At 67.7% G+C, this 16218-nt stretch carries 15 protein-coding genes; 7 read left to right on the forward strand and 8 right to left on the reverse strand.

All coding sequences use genetic code 11. The annotated features are described in order from the left end of the window. The first annotated feature begins 24 nt into the window (after positions 1 to 24). The 3 genes from ASD21_RS22450 (at position 25) to ASD21_RS22460 (ending at position 4785) form a co-directional block, all read left to right on the forward strand. On the forward strand, positions 25 to 1059 hold the full coding sequence (locus ASD21_RS22450) for an efflux RND transporter periplasmic adaptor subunit (protein ID WP_056446922.1): 1035 nt from the start codon (positions 25 to 27) through the stop codon (positions 1057 to 1059). Further along, the gene (locus tag ASD21_RS22455) at positions 1056 to 4268 is read left to right on the forward strand and encodes an efflux RND transporter permease subunit (protein WP_056446925.1); all 3213 of its coding nucleotides are present in this window, start codon (positions 1056 to 1058) and stop codon (positions 4266 to 4268) included. The genes ASD21_RS22450 and ASD21_RS22455 overlap by 4 nt, the downstream gene beginning before the upstream one ends. Positions 4269 to 4425: 157 nt before the next feature. Next, positions 4426 to 4785, forward strand: a complete 360-nt coding sequence (locus tag ASD21_RS22460) for an ArsR/SmtB family transcription factor (RefSeq protein WP_082554908.1) — start codon at positions 4426 to 4428, stop codon at positions 4783 to 4785. Between the two features lie 15 nt (positions 4786 to 4800). Here ASD21_RS22460 and ASD21_RS22465 read toward each other — a convergent pair whose 3' ends face one another. Continuing rightward, positions 4801 to 5574 carry a sulfite exporter TauE/SafE family protein gene (locus ASD21_RS22465; RefSeq protein WP_082554909.1) on the reverse strand — a complete coding sequence of 258 codons (774 nt, stop codon included), beginning with the start codon at positions 5572 to 5574 and terminating at the stop codon, positions 4801 to 4803. 78 nt (positions 5575 to 5652) lie between these two features. Between ASD21_RS22465 and ASD21_RS22470 the strand changes: the two genes are divergently transcribed. Together ASD21_RS22470 and ASD21_RS22475 are read left to right on the forward strand one after the other, a co-directional pair. Continuing rightward, positions 5653 to 6600: an MBL fold metallo-hydrolase gene (locus tag ASD21_RS22470; protein ID WP_442856993.1), complete on the forward strand. Its 948-nt coding sequence runs from the start codon at positions 5653 to 5655 to the stop codon at positions 6598 to 6600. Between the two features lie 8 nt (positions 6601 to 6608). Continuing rightward, positions 6609 to 7364 carry a hypothetical protein gene (locus ASD21_RS22475; protein ID WP_156390832.1) on the forward strand — a complete coding sequence of 252 codons (756 nt, stop codon included), beginning with the start codon at positions 6609 to 6611 and terminating at the stop codon, positions 7362 to 7364. Between the two features lie 12 nt (positions 7365 to 7376). Here ASD21_RS22475 and pstB read toward each other — a convergent pair whose 3' ends face one another. The 6 genes from pstB to ASD21_RS22505 form a co-directional block, all read right to left on the reverse strand. Beyond that, positions 7377 to 8183, reverse strand: a complete 807-nt coding sequence (gene pstB, locus ASD21_RS22480; protein ID WP_056446935.1) for a phosphate ABC transporter ATP-binding protein PstB — start codon at positions 8181 to 8183, stop codon at positions 7377 to 7379. Next, the gene (gene pstA, locus ASD21_RS22485) at positions 8180 to 9028 is read right to left on the reverse strand and encodes a phosphate ABC transporter permease PstA (protein ID WP_056446938.1); all 849 of its coding nucleotides are present in this window, start codon (positions 9026 to 9028) and stop codon (positions 8180 to 8182) included. Before pstA ends, pstB begins: the two co-directional genes overlap by 4 nt. A 7-nt stretch (positions 9029 to 9035) precedes the next feature. Then, complete coding sequence (gene pstC / locus ASD21_RS22490; RefSeq protein ID WP_056446942.1) at positions 9036 to 9998, reverse strand: phosphate ABC transporter permease subunit PstC; 963 nt, start codon at positions 9996 to 9998, stop codon at positions 9036 to 9038. Positions 9999 to 10067: 69 nt separating this feature from the next. Next, complete coding sequence (pstS, locus tag ASD21_RS22495) at positions 10068 to 11108, reverse strand: phosphate ABC transporter substrate-binding protein PstS (RefSeq protein WP_056446946.1); 1041 nt, start codon at positions 11106 to 11108, stop codon at positions 10068 to 10070. Between the two features lie 100 nt (positions 11109 to 11208). Next, positions 11209 to 12096, reverse strand: coding sequence for a LysR family transcriptional regulator (locus ASD21_RS22500; protein ID WP_162250268.1), 888 nt, complete (start codon positions 12094 to 12096; stop codon positions 11209 to 11211). A 58-nt stretch (positions 12097 to 12154) separates the two neighbouring features. Continuing rightward, positions 12155 to 13141 (reverse strand): DUF4118 domain-containing protein, encoded by a 987-nt coding sequence (locus tag ASD21_RS22505; RefSeq protein ID WP_156390833.1) that lies wholly within the window; start codon positions 13139 to 13141, stop codon positions 12155 to 12157. Positions 13142 to 13295: 154 nt separating this feature from the next. On the opposite strand from ASD21_RS22505, the gene ASD21_RS22510 reads away from it, so the two are divergent. Together ASD21_RS22510 and ASD21_RS22515 are read left to right on the forward strand one after the other, a co-directional pair. Continuing rightward, a complete protein-coding gene (locus tag ASD21_RS22510; RefSeq protein ID WP_162250269.1) occupies positions 13296 to 13889 on the forward strand; it encodes a hypothetical protein in 594 nt (197 codons plus the stop codon). Between the two features lie 90 nt (positions 13890 to 13979). After that, the gene (locus tag ASD21_RS22515; RefSeq protein WP_056446958.1) at positions 13980 to 15323 is read left to right on the forward strand and encodes a hypothetical protein; all 1344 of its coding nucleotides are present in this window, start codon (positions 13980 to 13982) and stop codon (positions 15321 to 15323) included. A gap of 126 nt (positions 15324 to 15449) precedes the next feature. Here ASD21_RS22515 and tpiA read toward each other — a convergent pair whose 3' ends face one another. Continuing rightward, entirely contained in the window at positions 15450 to 16214 is a 765-nt protein-coding gene (gene tpiA / locus ASD21_RS22520) for a triose-phosphate isomerase (RefSeq protein WP_056446961.1), read from the reverse strand. Between the last annotated feature and the right edge of the window lie 4 nt (positions 16215 to 16218).

A 16218-nucleotide genomic window follows, 5' to 3' on the forward strand; every position in this document is an offset into this window, starting at 1 on the left:
ACAAGACCACCTGGAGGGGACGCCATGACGGCGCGGCTACATCTGATCAGCGCCTTGGGAGCGGTCCTGCTGCTCAGCGCCTGCGGCGAGTCCAAGACGCCTCCGGCGCCGGCGGTCAAGGCGGCGCCGGAGGCCGGCCGGCTAACGATCCGCGCCCAGACCGTGGCCGACCTCAAGCCGGTTCCCGCGACCCTGACCACACGCGACATGGCCGAGGCCCGAGCGCGGATTTCCGGAACCCTGGTGGCGTTGAGCGTCAAGGAAGGCGATGTCGTCCGCCAGGGCCAGATGATCGGTCGGATCAAGGATGACCGACTGAGCCTGCAGACCGGGGCGTTCGACGCCCAGGTCGCCGCCGCCGCCGCCGAGGCCGCTCGCGCCCAGGCCGATCTTTCTCGCACCCGCGATCTCTTCTCGCACGGCGTCTATGCCCAGGCGCGCCTGGATCAGGTCGAGGCCCAGGCCAAGGCCGCCAACGCCAATCTGACGGCGGCCCGCGCCCAGCGCGGAGCCAGCGCCGAACTGAGCGCCCAGGGCGCGATCCTGGCCCCGGCCACCGGCCGGATCCTGGTCGCCGACGTGCCCGTCGGCTCGGTGGTGATGCCCGGCCAGTCGGTAGCCAGGATCACCGCCGGCCCGCTTGTCGTGCGCATCGAATTGCCGGAAGGCCAGGCGCGCGCCCTCAAGGTCGGCGACACGGTCGATCTCGCCGCCGAGGACCTGCGCGGCGTCGCCGCCCGCGGGACCATCGCCCAGATCTACCCCTCGATCACCGGCGGCCAGGTCACCGCCGACGTCACCGCGCCCAACCTGCCCGGCGACCTGATCGGCCAGCGCGTGCGCGCCGTCATCAAGATCGGCGAGCGCCAGGCGATCGTCATTCCCAGGCGCTATGTCGCCACGCGGTTTGGCGTCGACTACGCACGGCTGGTCGGCGCCGACGGCGCGATTTCGGAGTCTCCGATCCAGACCCGCGCCGGCCCCGCGGCCGACGCGGTCGAGGTCCTGTCGGGCCTGCGCCTCGGCGACGTCCTGACCCCGGCGGAGGCCGCCCGATGAACCTGGGCCTTTCGGGACGCCTGACCAAGGCGTCGATCAAGTCGCCTCTGACGCCGTTGATCCTGCTGGCGGCGATCGCCGTGGGCCTCTTGGCCCTGGTCTCGATCCCCCGCGAAGAGGAACCGCAGATCAGCGTGCCGATGGTCGACATCATGGTCTCGGCGCCCGGCTTGCGCGCCCCCGACGCCATCGAGCTGGTCGGCAAGCCGCTGGAGACGATCGTCAAGAGCGTCGCCGAGGTGGAGCACGTCTACACCTTCGCCGACGACAACCAGGTGATGGTCACCGCGCGATTCAAGGTCGGGGTCGATCCCGACGCCGCGGCCGTGCGCATCCACGAGAAGATCCGCGCCAACTATGATCGCATCCCGGCCGGGATCGCCGAGCCGCTGATCCAGACCCGCGGCATCAATGACGTGCCAAGCCTCGTCCTGACCCTGTCGCCCAAGCCCGGCGCCGCGGGTCAATGGAACGATCAGGCCCTGTATGAACTGGCCGGAAAGCTTCGGACCGAGGTCGCCAAGGTCGACGATGTCGGCCTGACCTTCATCGTCGGCGGACGGCCCGAGGAGATCCGCATCGCGCCCGACCCGGCCCGCCTGGCCCAGCATGGCGTGTCGCTCGCCGCCCTGATGGACACCGTGCGCCAAGCCACGCGCGCCTTTCCCGCCGGCCAGATCCGCGGCGGCGGCCAGGCGATCAACGTCACGGCGGGCCGCAACCTGACCAGCACCACCGATATCGGCCTTCTGGCCTTGCCCTCGGCCAGCGGCCAGGCGGTCTATGTCCGCGACGTCGCCGATGTGATCCAGGGCCCGCGCGAGGACCAGGCCCGCGCCTGGCGCTATGCCCGGATCGACGGCGCCTGGAGCCAGGCCCCCGCCGTCAGCCTGGCCATCGCCAAGCGCAAGGGGGCCAACGCCGTGGTTGTCTCCCAGGCCGTGCTGACCCGCGTCGAGGCGCTGAAGGGCTCGCTGCTGCCCGATAGCCTGGATGTGGCGGTGACCCGCGACTATGGCGCGACGGCCAACGAAAAGGCCAACGAGCTGCTGTTCCACCTGGGCCTGGCCACCTTGTCGATCGTGGTGCTGATCGGCCTGGCCATCGGCTGGCGCGAGGCGGCGGTGACCGCCGTGGTCATCCCCACGACCATCCTGCTGACCCTCTTCGCCTCCAATCTGATGGGCTACACGATCAACCGGGTCAGTCTGTTCGCTCTGATCTTCTCGATCGGCATCCTGGTCGACGACGCCATCGTCATGATCGAGAACATCGCCCGACATTGGGCCATGAACGACGGCCGAAACCGGATCGACGCGGCGGTCGACGCGGTGGCCGAGGTCGGCAATCCCACGGTGGTGGCCACCCTGACGGTGGTTTCGGCCCTGCTGCCGATGCTGTTCGTCTCGGGCCTGATGGGTCCCTACATGGCGCCGATCCCGGTCAACGCCTCGGCGGCCATGGTGTTTTCGTTCTTCGTCGCCGTGGTCATCGCGCCCTGGCTGATGGTTCGCTTCGCCCGCAAGACCCTGACGGCCGGCGGCCATGGTCATGACGGCGAGGGCAAGCTGGGCGCGCTCTACCGCCAGGTCGCCGGCCGGGTGATCGCCACGCGCGCTAGCGCCTGGACCTTCCTGATCGCCGTGGGTTTGGCCACCTTGCTGGCCTGCGCGATGTTCGCCACCAAGACCGTGACCGTCAAACTGCTGCCGTTCGACAACAAGTCCGAGCTGCAGGTTGTGCTGGACATGCCGGAGGGAACCTCGCTGGAGGCCACCGCCCGGGCCCTGTCCGACGCGGCGGTCATTACCCGGACACTGCCCGAGGTCACCGCGATCGACGCCTATGCGGGGACCGCCTCGCCGTTCAATTTCAACGGCCTGGTGCGCCATTACTATCTGCGCAATCGCCCAGACCAGGGCGATCTGTCGGTCGCCCTGGCCGAAAAGGGCGAGCGCAAGCGCTCCAGCCACATCGTGGCCCTGGACCTGCGCCAGCGGCTGGCCAAGGTCGCCCTGCCGGCCGGCGCGTCGATCAAGGTGGTCGAGGCCCCGCCCGGACCGCCGGTCATGGCCACCCTGCTGGCTGAGATCTACGGCCCCGACGCCAAGACCCGGCGCGCGGTGGCCGAGCGCGTCAAGGCCGCCTTCAAGTCCGTGCCCTATATCGTCGATGTCGACGACAGCTACGGCCAGGCCCGCCCCGGCCTGCGCCTGATCCCCGACCGCGATCGGCTCGAAGCTCTGAAGGTCGATGACCGGCAGGTGCTGGACTCGATCGGCGCGGCCTTCGGCGGTCAGGTGGTCGGCTACGCCCATCGCGGCGAAGGCCGCGACCCGCTGGAGATTTCGGTGCGCCTGCCGCAGTCGGCGCGCAGCTGGGGCGAAGGCCTGGCGGCCCTGCCCGTGGCCCAAAGCCAGGGCGGGAGACTGGTGGAGCTGGGCGAGGTGGTCGCCGCGACCCAGGAACCTGGATCGACCCACATCTTCCGCCGCGACGGGCGCGACGTCGACATGGTGATGGCCGAACTGGCCGGCGCCTATGAGGCGCCGATCTACGGCATGATGGCTGTCGACAAGGCGATCCGGACCGCCGACTGGGGCGACCTGCCCAAGCCCGATATCCGGATGAACGGCCAGCCGACGGACGAGAGCAAGCCGACCGTGCTGTGGGACGGCGAGTGGGAGATCACCTGGGTGACCTTCCGCGACATGGGCGCGGCCTTCGGGGTGGCGATCCTGGGCATCTACGTGCTGGTTGTCGCCCAGTTCAAAAGCTTCCGGCTGCCGCTGGTGATTCTGACGCCGATCCCCCTGACCCTGGTGGGCATCGTCATCGGCCACATCCTGTTCAAGGCGCCGTTCACCGCCACCTCGATGATCGGCTTCATCGCCCTGGCGGGGATCATCGTGCGCAACTCGATCCTCCTGGTGGACTTCATCCGCCACAGCCAGACGGGCGGGCGGCCGCTGCGCGAGGTGTTGCTCGAGGCCGGCGCGATCCGCTTCAAGCCGATCGTCCTGACCGCCCTGGCGGCGATGATCGGCGCGGCGGTGATCCTGTTCGACCCGATCTTCCAGGGTCTGGCGATCTCGCTGCTGTTTGGACTGGCCTCGTCGACGGTCCTGACCGTGCTGGTCATTCCCGCCCTCTACATCGTCCTGCGCGACGACCAGCGCCCCGCGACCCTGGCGCGCCCAAGACCTTGAAGCTGGACGTCGATATCGCCCCCCAGAACCTGAGCGACTGGTCATCGCCGACGGGCTCAGGGGTTTGGAGGTGTCGGAAAGGACTGGCTGGATGCTGCGCGAGCCTGCTCGCCTCGGCCTGGACGCGAAGCCCGGCGACGGCGTCGCTTGAACGTTCATGCGTATCTTCTACATTAGGCAGATGAACGAGGCAGCCCTCTCCCCCTTGGCCGACGATGTCGAGGATCTCGTCGCCAGCGCCCAGGCCGCGGCGCGCCTTCTCAAGCTGATGGCCAGCGAACAACGCCTGCTGATCCTGTGCCGCCTGATCGACGGAGAGACTTCGGTCGGCGATCTGTCGGCTCATGTGGGCCTGGCCCAGTCCGCCACGTCGCAGCACTTGGCCAAGATGCGCGCCGAGGGCCTGGTCGCCACGCGGCGTGACGCCCAGACCATCTTCTACAGGCTGGACGATCCGGCCGCGGTGCGCGTGCTTGAAACGCTGTGCGACGTTTATCGCGGCGCCGGGACGCGCTGATCCACGATCACGACGTCAAGCCGTCGTGGCCCTGAAGGCCACATAGGCGGCGACCATGAGGACCAGGCCGGCGAACAGCCTGCGCGCCAGAAGGGCACGTCCAGCCAGAAGAGCCGCGCCGCGCACCCCCAGGGCGCCTCCGCCCAGGCCGCCCAGGACAAACAGCCCCGCGACGGGCCAATCGATCAGACCCGAGGCGGCGTAGTTCAGCGAGGTCGCCGCGCCGAACAGCGACACCGACAGCAGGGATGACGCCGTGGCGTTGGCCAGCGTCATGCCGGTCGCCGCCATCAGTCCCGGCACGATCAGGAAGCCGCCGCCGATCCCGAAAAAGCCGGCGGCCAGGCCGGTCAGCACCCCCAGCGGCGCCAGCTTCAGCATCAGGCCCGGACTGATATGGACCAGGGGATCGCCCTGGGACTTCGGGCGACGCATCATCGACAGCGCGATGGCCGCCATCGCGAAGGCGAACCACAGCAGCAGGCGTTGTCCCTCGACCGCCTTGGCCAGGGTCGAGCCCAGGAACGAGCCGATCAGCCCCGCGCCGGCGAAGACGCTGGCGCAGGGCCATTTGACCCGCCCTCCCCGGCCGTGGCCCACCAGGTTGAGCCCGGCGTTGACCGCGACCGCCGCGGCCGATGTGCCGATGGCGACGTGCGGATCGCGCACGCCCACGACATAGAGCAGCAGCGGGGTGGCCAGAACCGACCCGCCGCCGCCGAACAGGCCCAGCAGCGCGCCGACAAGCGCTCCGCTCATCAAGGCCGAAACGATCATGAACCAGGACATGGGAGCCAACCGGAGGGGACTTGTATATTCATATATTCGCATATAAATAATTTGTCGACGCCGAAGTCCCGAGGGTCTGTGATGCCCGATCCGATCTCACCGCCCGACACCGCCTTGAACAGGGCGACATCGATCATCGACGAGGCGCTGCGTACGCCCGCCTCAAGGCCGCAGGTGGAGGCCTTCTTCGACGAGGCGACCTATACGGTCAGCTATGTTGTCCGCGATCCCGCCTCGTCGGCCTGCGCCATCATCGACAGCGTCCTGGACTATGACGCCGCCTCGGGCCGGACGAGCCGGCGGTCGGCCGACGCCGTCATCGCCCATGTCAGGGACCAGGGGCTGGAGGTCGTCTGGCAGCTGGAGACCCACGCCCACGCCGACCACCTTTCCGCCGCCCCCTATCTGCAGGCCGCCCTGGGCGGCCGCCTGGCGATCGGCGAGCATATCGTCGAGGTGCAAGAAACGTTCGGAAATCTCTTCAACGCCGGATCCGACTTTGCCCGCGACGGTCGGCAGTTCGACCATCTGTTCGCGGACGGCGAGGCGTTCTCCATCGGCGCGCTGAACGCCATCGCCCTGCATGCGCCTGGGCACACCCCCGCCTGCATGGCCTATGTGATCGGCGATGCGATCTTTGTCGGCGACACCCTGTTCATGCCCGACTACGGCACCGCGCGCTGCGACTTTCCGGGCGGCGATGCGGCGACCCTGTTCGCCTCGATCCAGCGCCTGCTGGCGCTTCCCGCCGAGGCTCGCGTCTTCCTTTGCCACGACTACAAGGCCCCCGGCCGCGACGCCTTCGCCTGGGAGACCACGATCGGCGCGCAGCGGCGAGACAACATCCACGTCCACGCGGGCGTCAGCCAGGCACAGTTCGTGGCGCTGCGCGAGGCTCGGGACAGAACCCTGGACATGCCCAGGCTGATCCTGCCATCGGTGCAGGTGAACATGCGCGGCGGTCGCCTTCCCGAGCCGGAGGACAATGGCGTGCGCTATCTGAAAATCCCCCTCGACGCCGTTTGATGAGCGCCATGACCAAGCTTCTCGCCCTCGCCGCGGCCGCCTTCGTCAGCGCCGCGCCCCTCGTCGCCCTAGCCGAACCGACCCACGTCATGGTTCGGGCCCAGGCTCTCGACGCCAAGTTCATCGGCGATCACATGGGCGGGGTCCGGATCAGGCTGAAGGACGCGCGAACCGGAGCGGTTCTGGCCGAAGGCCTGACCAAGGGCGGCACGGGCGACACCCAAAGGATCGTGCGCGCGCCTCGGGCGCGGGGCGACAGCGTGACAGACACCGCGACCGCCGGCTTCGAGGCGGTCCTGGACCTGAAACGGCCGACCCTTGTGCGAGCCGAGGCCACGGGGCCGATGGGCAAGCCGGGAGCTTCGATCGTTGTGACGTCCAGTCTCTGGATCGTTCCGGGCCGCGACATCCTGGGCGACGGCTGGACCCTCACCCTGCCGGGGTTGGTCGTCGAACCGAGCGCGGCCACGACATCGGACGGCGCGGTCGCCATCACGGCGAAAGTCGCCCCGATGTGCGGCTGCCCCATCGAGAAGGACGGCCTATGGGACGCGGCCAATTATCGTGTCGAGGCGCGACTGATGAAGGGGCGCGACCTTATCGCCAAGGCGCAGCTCACCTTCACGGGGCGAACCGGAGAGTACGCCGCGACCGTTCCGAAGGTCGCTCCGGGACGATACGCCCTGAGCGTGGTCGCGACGGACGCCAAGACCATCAATGCCGGTTTCGCCGAGCGGAAGATCACGCTGCGCGACCCGCGCTGACGCCCCGCGCCGCTAGCCGAACCGCCCGCTGATATAGTCCTGGGTCTGCTGGGCCTGGGGTTTCATGAACATGTCCGAAGTCGGGGTGAACTCGACCATTCGGCCCAGATACATGAAGCCGGTGTTGTCGGAGATGCGCGCCGCCTGGCCCAGATTGTGGGTGACGATGACGATGGTGAAGTCGCTTTTCAGCTCGCCGATCGTCTGTTCCAGCTTGGCGGTCGAGATCGGGTCAAGAGCCGAGGCCGGCTCGTCCAGCAGCAGGATTTCCGGTTCGACCGCGATGCCGCGCGCCACGCACAACCGCTGCTGCTGACCGCCAGAAAGGCTGAGACCAGAAGCCTGCAGCTTGTCCTTGACCTCGTCCCACAAGGCCGCCCGGCGAAGGGCCTTCTCGACCACCTCGTCCATATCCTTGCGGCTCTTGCTCTCGTAGAGCCGCACGCCGAAGGCGACGTTGTCGTAAATCGACATCGGGAACGGGGTGGGTTTTTGGAACACCATGCCGATGCGCGAGCGCAGCTTGGCGATGTCCTTGACCGCCAGCAGGTTCTCGCCCTCGTGGTCGATCGTTCCTGTCGCGCGCTGACCCGGATAGAGGTCGTACATCCGGTTGAAGGTGCGCAGCAGGGTGGACTTGCCGCAGCCCGACGGCCCGATCAGGGCGGTCACCTGATTGCGGACGATCGGCAGATCGACCCCGAACAAGGCCTGGGTCTTGCCATAAAAGAAGTCGAGCCCCTTGGCCCGCAGAGCGACGCTTTCGCCGACCGGTTCAAGGATGTGGGGCAGAAACTCGGTGGAGACAGGCTTGGTCATGGACGGGTGTTCCCCCGCGCGATGATCACGCGGCCGATGATGTTGATCGAAAGCACAGTGAGGGCGATGAGCAGCGCGCCGGCCCAGGCCAGGCCGCGCCAGTCGTCATAGGCGCTGAGCGCATATTGGAAGATCACCGCCGGCAGGCTAGCCGTCGGCTTGGTCAGGTCCAGGGCGAAGAACTGGTTGTTGAGGGCGGTGAAGAGCAGCGGCGCGGTCTCGCCGCTGATGCGGGCGAAGGCCAGCAGGCCGCCGGTCAACAGGCCGCCGCCGGCGCCGCGCCAGACGATCTTGCGGATCGTCACCCAGCGCGCGGCCCCCAGGGCCACGCCGGCCTCGCGCAAGGCGTTGGGCTGCAGGCGCAGAATGTCCTCGGTGGTGCGGGTGACCACGGGCGCGGCGATCAAGGCCAGGGCCACCCCGCCGGCCAGGCCCGAGAAACCGTGGAAAGGCCGCACCACCAGCTCGTAGACGAACAGTCCCACCAGGATAGAAGGCGCCGAGAGCAAGACGTCGTTGAGGAACCGCACCACGTGGCCATAGGCGCTGTCGCCGCCATATTCGGCCAACCAGGTGCCGGCCAGGATCCCGACGATCAGGGCGATGACCATGGCCACGCCGCACATCATCGCCGAGCCGACGATGGCGTTGCGCAGGCCGCCGATCGACCCGGGCGCGGGGGTGTCCCGGGTGAAGATGTTCAGGTTGATCCCGCCGAAGCCCTGTTTGAGCAGCGACCACATGATCAGCCCAAGCGCCGACAGGGCCAGCAGGGTGGCCAGGGCGCAGAGCCCGACGAAGAGGGTGTTGGCGGCCTTGCGGCGGAAGCGTCGGTCGAAGGTCATGGCCGCCTCAATCCTGACGCTGGCGCAGCAGCAGCGCGCGCGCCACGGCCAGGACGCTGAAGGTGATGACGAACAGCACCAGGCCCAGGGCCGTCAGGGCGGCGGTGTGCATTTCGCCCGTCGCTTCGGTGAATTCGTTGGCGATGGTCGAGGCCAGGGTCGAGCCGCTGTCGAACAGCGATTGGGGCAGGCCGTGGGCGTTGCCGATGATGAAGGTCACGGCCATGGTCTCGCCCAGCGCCCGCCCCAGGCCCAGCATGATCACCCCGACCATGCCGCTGCGGACATAGGGGATGGTCACCGACCGGACGACTTCGAACGGCGTGCAGCCGATGCCGTAGGCGCTCTCGCGCACCTGGGCCGGCACGGTGAGAAAGAGCTCGCGAAACACCGCGGCCATGTAGGGCAGGATCATCACCGCCAGGATCAGGGAGGCGGTGAAGATGTTGGCGCCGTTGGGCACGCCGTAGAACACCTTCTCCCAGACCGAACCGGCCGGGATGTTCATCATCAGCGGCAGTTGGACGTGCAGCGCGAACCAGGGCGCCAGCACGAACAGGCCCCACATGCCGTAGACGATCGACGGAATGCCGGCCAAGAGCTCCACGGCGATCGCGATCGGCTGGGCCGCGCGTCTGGGGCAGAACTCGACCAGGAACACCGAGACGCCCAGGGCGATCGGCAGGGCCAGGATCAGGGCCAGGGCCGAGGTGATCAGGGTGCCGGCGATCGGTCCGGCCGCGCCATAGACCTCGGTGACCGGGTTCCAGGTGGTGTCGGTGAAGAAGCCCAGGCCGAACTTGTGCAGGGCCGGCCAACCGCCGATGGCCAGGGACACGATGATGCCGCCAAGCGCCGCCAGCAGCAGGGTGGCGGCCGACAGACAGGCGAACTGGAAGATCGGGTCGAACCAGGCGCCCTTGGAGGCGGCCCTGGTCGGCCTTGGCGCGGTCAGGGGGATGTCGGCCATGGGTTCCGCTATAGGAAAATGGGCGGGAGCACAGGTCTCCCGCCCGGGCAGAAAGGTCGAGGTCGAAGCTTACTTGGAGACGTAGACGCTCTTGCCGTCGGGGCCCTTGATCATCGACACCCATTGCTTGCGCATCATGGTCTTCACCGAGGCGGGCATGGGCACGTAGTCCAGGGCGCCGGCCGCGCCGTCGCCGTTCTTGTAGGCCCAGTCGAAGAACTTCAGGACGTCGGCGCCTTGGGCGGCGTTGTCCTGCTTCTTGTAGACTAGGATGAAGGTCGCGCCGGTGATCGGCCAGGACTTGGCGCCCGGCTCGTCGAGCAGCAGCAGGTAGTTGCCCGGAGCCTTGGCCCAGTCGGCGCCGGCCGCGGCGGCCGCGAAGTTGGCGGCGGTCGGGGCCGGGAACTGGCCAGCCTTGTTCTGCACCAGGACGTAGGTGGCCTTGTTCTGCTTGGCGTAGGCGTATTCGACATAGCCGATCGAGCCGATCGTCTGCTTGACGAAGGCCGAAACGCCATCATTGCCCTTGCCGCCCAGGCCCACCGGCCATTGCACGGAGTCGCTGGCGCCGACCTTCGACTGCCAGGCCGGGCTCTTCATCGACAGGTAGGAGGTGAACAGGAACGAGGTGCCCGAGCCGTCCGAACGGTGGACGACGGTGATGGGCAGGTTGGGCAGCTTGACGCCCTTGTTGGCGCCGACGATGCGCGGGTCGTTCCACTTGGTGATCGCGCCCATGTAGATGTCGGCCAGCACGGAACCGCTCAGGTGCAGTTGGCCAGGATTGACGCCCGGCAGATTGACCACCGGCACAACGCCGCCCATCACGGTGGGGAACTGCATCAGGCCGGCGCCGTCCAGCTCTTCAGGCTTCAACGGCTTGTCCGAGGCGCCGAAGGCCACGGTCTTGGCCTTGATCTGCTTGATGCCGCCGCCCGAACCGATGGCCTGATAGTTCAGGCCAACGCCCGTCTGGGCCTTATAGGTCTCGGCCCACTTGGCGTAGACCGGTGCGGGGAAGGTGGCGCCGGCGCCCGAAATGTCACCGGCTTGGGCGGCCGTGCCGGCCAGAAGGGCCACACCCAGGGCGGCCGCGAGCTTCTTCAACATCCGTCATCTCCTCGGGCGCCAGCAGAAGGCCGCCCCCGAATTGGGACTTAGACGGAAAATATAACAGTGACATGACGGTTCGTAAGTTGATCTTACAACACTATTGCTCGTCGCGCGGCCCATGCCCCCGGGCCAGGGCCTGGCTGCGGCGCAGTTCCAGGCGCAGCCACATGACGAACCGCTCGGCCGCGTCGGCGGCCTCCGGCAAGGCCTGGACCCGCGCCGTCAGCCACTGGCCAGCCGAAACCTCGAAGCCCAGGGCCGCCAGCCGTCCCGAGGTCAGATAGGATTCGGCGGCGAACACATTGCTGAGCACGATGCCGCCGCCCTGGACGGCGGCGTCCAAGGCCATGGCCGCGTCATCCAGCAGGTGGGCGCGAGGCGGCTTGGCCCCCGGCGCCCAGCGCGCGGCCCACAGGCTCCAGCTGTCGGCCGCGTCGGCGATCAGGGGGGAGCGCAACAGCGCCTTGGGCTGGGCCGTGGCCAGCTTGGCGGCCAACTCCGGCGCGCACAGCGGCAGATAGGACAACTCGCACAGCGCGCCCTTGACCGCCCTCGGGCTCCAGGCCAGAGCGATATCGGCGCCTTCGGCGGCCTCGCGCGTCGAGATCTGCACCTCGACGTCGGGAAGGGCCTCGTTGAGACGGCCGATCTTGCCGGCGAACCACAGCCGACCGAACACCACCGGCATGGCGATCGTCAGGGCGGCGTCGGCCCGCGGGCCGAGCACTTCGCGCATGGCCCGGCTCAGTGATTCCTGAGCTTCCGAATAGGTCTGGGCCAGACGCAGGGCGGCCGAGGACGGCTCCATGGCCCCGCCCTTGCGTTCGAACAGGCGCGTGCCGAGATCCAGTTCGAGGCGGCGGATCGATTGGCTGACCGCGCTGTGGGTGATCTGCAACTCCCGCGCCGCCGAGGTGAAGCTGCGGTGGCGCGAGGCGGCTTCGACGGCGCGCAAAGCTGTAAAGGGCGGCGGTCTGTCTGACATGGCCATCGAGTCTAAACGAGGAAGTTGAACTTACAATGACCCGAACCGAAACGGCGCCTCAATGCACGGTCGAGGGCGCCTCGCGCAGGCCGTGGGCGCCGCCTTCCAGCGGGAAGGTCAATTCGGAGACCCGGCCCTCCGCGGCGCTGCGCGAGCTGAACCGCCCCCGCAATTGCTCGACCATGGCCTGGATCATGGCGGTGTCGCCGCCGATCACTTCGAGGGGATCGAGCGGCCGTTCGATTTCAGTGATCCGAAGCTTGCCCATGCCGCGGTCGCCGCGCAGGCTGATGCGCATCAGCCCCGGGTCCTCGGCGGCCAGGCGGACATTGAGGCATTCGAGCAAGACCAGGGCCACCGAGGTGGCCTGTTCGGTCGACAGCCACAGCCCGCCCCGCTCGAACTCGATGCGCACCGGCGGATGCTGCCGCGCCGACAGGGTGGCGTCGAGCAGTTGTCGGGCGAAAGCGTCGAAATCCAGCAACTCGCTAGGCTCCCCCGCGAAGCTGCGGTGGGTCTTGGAAATCAGCATCGTGCGGGCCGAGGCCTCCGCCAGCGCCCGGGCCACGGTCTTGTCGGGCTCGTCGCGCGCCTGAAGCTGCAGGATGGCGGCCACCAATTGCAGATGGTTGGTCACCCGTTCGTTCAGTTCGCCAAACAGCCCAGCATGGGCCTGGGCCAGGTCCTCGGCCTTAGCCTGGGCCACCTTGGTGGCGGCCACGGCGCGGGCCATGCCGGTGATGAAATAGATCGCCACCGCCGAGGTGGTGGCGAAGAACAGCAGCGAGGTCAGCGAATCCAGGTCCGACTTGATCTCGAATTCAGGCCGGGCGAAGCGGAAATAGCCGATCGCCGCCGACAGCACCGCGGCGACCATGGCCGGCCGCGCGCCCAGGACATAGGCGCTGATCAGCACGATGGGATAAAAGACCGTGTAGGCGTGGTTGGCGCCGAAGACCGGGTCGAGCGCCCAACGCGCCGCGAACCCCGCGGCCACCAGGCCCAGGTTCGCCGCGTGGACGCCCAGGCGCCCCAACCGGTTCACACGCAAGATCTTGCTCCGACGGCTCAGCTCGGACGGCTTTACGACAACGGCGCGACGGTTTCATGACGGTGGGGCGATGTCACGCGCCGCTCAAGAACCATTGTAAGTTAAACTTGACATACTCGGGCGTGACCTTCCACTTTCGGGCATGCGTTTGGCCTATGTACAGCTTGGCGGCGGCTTCCCGACCCTGGAAACCCAGGTGTTGCGGATCATGCCGTTGCGCCCGGACGACTATGCGATCGAGGAAACGCCGACCGACGCGGCGCGCCGCCGGATCAGCGAACGCCTGGAGGCCTTGGGGCCGGGAGACCAGCTGTGCGTCTGGTCGCTCGACGCCTTCAACGGCCCGGCCAAGGACATGAGCGCGCTGATCGCCGGCCTGCTGGACCGCGGGGTGGTGGTCGAGACCTTCGACGACGAGGGCGAAAGGATTGAAATCGGCCAGTCGAAGGCCGAAAAGCTGCTGATGTCGTGGCTGGGCCAGGTGTTCGCCGGCTGCGAAGCCGCGCCCAAGCGGCGCACCGCGCCGTCCAATCTGGAAGTGTTGTCGGACGATGAAGTCGCCGAGATCCAGCGCCTGGCGCGCGCCGGACTGACCGCGCGCCGCATCGGCTTGATCTTCCGCCGCTCGCCCAAGTGCATCGAGGGCGTTCTGGACTCCGCCGGCCTTCGGGCCGGCGTCCAGGATCTGAACGCCACCGGCCGCGTCCCCCAGGCCACACCGTCGCGTTATGCACGACGTTAAGTTCAACTTACATCGAACTGTCATCAAGCTGAACTAACACCCCCGTTCGACCACGCCCCAGCGAGGGGCGGGCAAACGAGGGGTTTTTCCATGAAGACCAAGATGTCGCTGCTTGCCGGCGCGGCTTTGGGCGCGATTGTCGCCACCAGCGCCGCCCTGCCCGCCAACGCCGCGCCGGCCAAGAAGCATCACGTGGCCACGCCGAGCGCCCAGGCCGCTGAATTGGCCGCCTTGAAGGCCCAGGTCCAGGCCCTGACCGAGCGCCTCAATGCTCAGGAAGCCGCCCAGGCTCAGACCCAGAGCCAGGCCCAGCAGGCGCAAGCCCAGGCCCAGGCCGCCACCATGCAGGTCCAGCAGGTGCAGACCCAGGCCGACGCCCAGATCAAGATGATCCCGACCCAAGTCAGCACGGCCGTGGCCGCCGCCGCGCCCAAGCCCAAGAAGTCCTGGGCCGACGACACCGTGGTGTCGGGCCGCATGTACTACGACCTGTCCAATATCAGCCAGGAGTCGAACGGCAAGAAGGTCGCGCCCAGCGGCACGGGCTTCGACATCAAGCGCTTCTATATTGGTGTCGATCACAAGTTCAATGACGTGTTTTCGGGCAACGTCACCACCGACTTCCAGTATTCGTCGGCGATTTCGGCGACCGAGCTCTACATCAAGAAGGCCTATCTGCAAGCCAAGATCTCTGACGCCCTGGTCATCAAGCTGGGTTCAACGGATCTGCCCTGGGTGCCCTTCGCCGAGGACATGTACGGCTATCGCTATGTGGAAAACACCCTGATCGACCGCACCAAGTTCGGCACCTCGGCCGATTGGGGCGTCCACGCTTCGGGCAAGTTCGCCGGCGGCAAGGTGAACTACGCCGTCTCGATCATCGACGGCGCCGGTTACAAGGCTCCGCTGCGCTCCAAGGGCATGGATATCGAAGGCCGCGTCAGCGTCACCCCGATCGACCACCTGACCCTGGCCGTCGGCGGCTATTCCGGCAAGCTGGGCAAGGACACCGAGGGCGCGACCAACATCCACCACACCGCTACCCGCTTCAACGCCCTGGCCGCCTACACCACCAAGCAGTACCGCGTGGGCGTGGAGTACTTCTCGGCCGAGGACTGGAACAACGTCACCACCACGACCTCGGACAAGTCCGACGGCTATTCGCTGTTCGGTTCCTACAGCTTCACCGACAGGATCAGCGCCTTCGGCCGCTACGACTACGTCAAACCCAACAAGGAGACGGCCGACAGCAAGAAGGACAATTATTACAACATCGGCCTGACTTACAGCCCGGCCAAGATCGTCGACTTCTCGCTGGTCTATAAGCGCGACAGCGTCGAGAACGGCACGCTGTCCACCTCGAACGGCACGATCGGCGGCTCCGACAAGGGGACCTATGATGAGATCGGCCTGTTCGGCCAATTCCGCTTCTAGAAGCGCGCGCATCAGCAGGAAATGGGGCGCCATGGGGCGCCCCATTTTTTTGAGCGCCATCAGGAAACAGTGAAGCGCAAGGTGTTCCCGGCTGACACGGCGCCGACGGCCAGGTCCGGCCGGGCGTCAGCGCTCGGCCGCCTCGATGATCGCCAGGAAGCTCTCGGCGCGCAGCGACGCGCCGCCAACCAGGACGCCGCCCACCTCGGGTGCGGCCAGGATCGCCGCCGCGCCGTCGGCCGTGACCGAGCCGCCATAGAGGATCGAGACACGCCCACCGTGGGAAGTCAGGTTCATCAACTCGGCGCGGATCGCCCGATGCATCTCGACGATGTCGTCCTCCGAGGCCCGCGCACCCGTGCCGATCGCCCAGACGGGCTCATAGGCGATCGCGAAGGCGCGCCCCGCCAAGCCGGGCGGCAGCGACCCGCGCAGTTGCCGGCGCACGACCTCCAAAGCCCGACCGCCTTCGCGCTCGATCAAGGTTTCTCCCACGCAGACGATCGGCTCCAGCCCGACATCCGAGGCCGCCTGGGCCTTCCGCGCCACCAGGGCGTCGCTTTCGCTGTGTCCTTGGCGACGTTCGGAGTGACCCAGGATCGCCAGCCGCGCTCCGGCCTCGACCAGCAGATCGGCCGAGATGTCGCCCGTGAACGCGCCCGCCGCCTCGACATGGCAGTCCTGGCCGCCCGTCAGGACCCCTGAACCCCGGAGCTGTTCGGAGAGCCTGTGCAGCAGGGTCGCGGGCGGACAGATCGCCACCCTCGGCCCGCCGATCTTGCCGGCCAGGGCGGCGGCCACCTTGGCGGCTTCCCGCAACTGGCCCGCACCGCCGTTCATCTTCCAATTGCCGGCGATCAGGCGCGCCGAGGCCGGCGTCGAATGCGCCATGGGT

The sequence above is a fragment of the Caulobacter sp. Root1455 genome, assembly GCF_001426905.1.
In the GTDB taxonomy this organism is placed as follows: Bacteria; Pseudomonadota; Alphaproteobacteria; order Caulobacterales; family Caulobacteraceae; genus Caulobacter.

Coding starts and splice junctions, on each gene's coding strand:
- ASD21_RS22450 (WP_056446922.1), top strand. CDS start 25: ATGACGGCGCGGCTACATCTGATCAGCGCCTTGGGAGCGGTCCTGCTG.
- ASD21_RS22455 (WP_056446925.1), top strand. CDS start 1,056: ATGAACCTGGGCCTTTCGGGACGCCTGACCAAGGCGTCGATCAAGTCG.
- ASD21_RS22460 (WP_082554908.1), top strand. CDS start 4,426: ATGCGTATCTTCTACATTAGGCAGATGAACGAGGCAGCCCTCTCCCCC.
- ASD21_RS22465 (WP_082554909.1), bottom strand. CDS start 5,574: ATGTCCTGGTTCATGATCGTTTCGGCCTTGATGAGCGGAGCGCTTGTC.
- ASD21_RS22475 (WP_156390832.1), top strand. CDS start 6,609: ATGACCAAGCTTCTCGCCCTCGCCGCGGCCGCCTTCGTCAGCGCCGCG.
- pstB (WP_056446935.1), bottom strand. CDS start 8,183: ATGACCAAGCCTGTCTCCACCGAGTTTCTGCCCCACATCCTTGAACCG.
- pstA (WP_056446938.1), bottom strand. CDS start 9,028: ATGACCTTCGACCGACGCTTCCGCCGCAAGGCCGCCAACACCCTCTTC.
- pstC (WP_056446942.1), bottom strand. CDS start 9,998: ATGGCCGACATCCCCCTGACCGCGCCAAGGCCGACCAGGGCCGCCTCC.
- pstS (WP_056446946.1), bottom strand. CDS start 11,108: ATGTTGAAGAAGCTCGCGGCCGCCCTGGGTGTGGCCCTTCTGGCCGGC.
- ASD21_RS22500 (WP_162250268.1), bottom strand. CDS start 12,096: ATGTCAGACAGACCGCCGCCCTTTACAGCTTTGCGCGCCGTCGAAGCC.
- ASD21_RS22515 (WP_056446958.1), top strand. CDS start 13,980: ATGAAGACCAAGATGTCGCTGCTTGCCGGCGCGGCTTTGGGCGCGATT.
- tpiA (WP_056446961.1), bottom strand. CDS start 16,214: ATGGCGCATTCGACGCCGGCCTCGGCGCGCCTGATCGCCGGCAATTGG.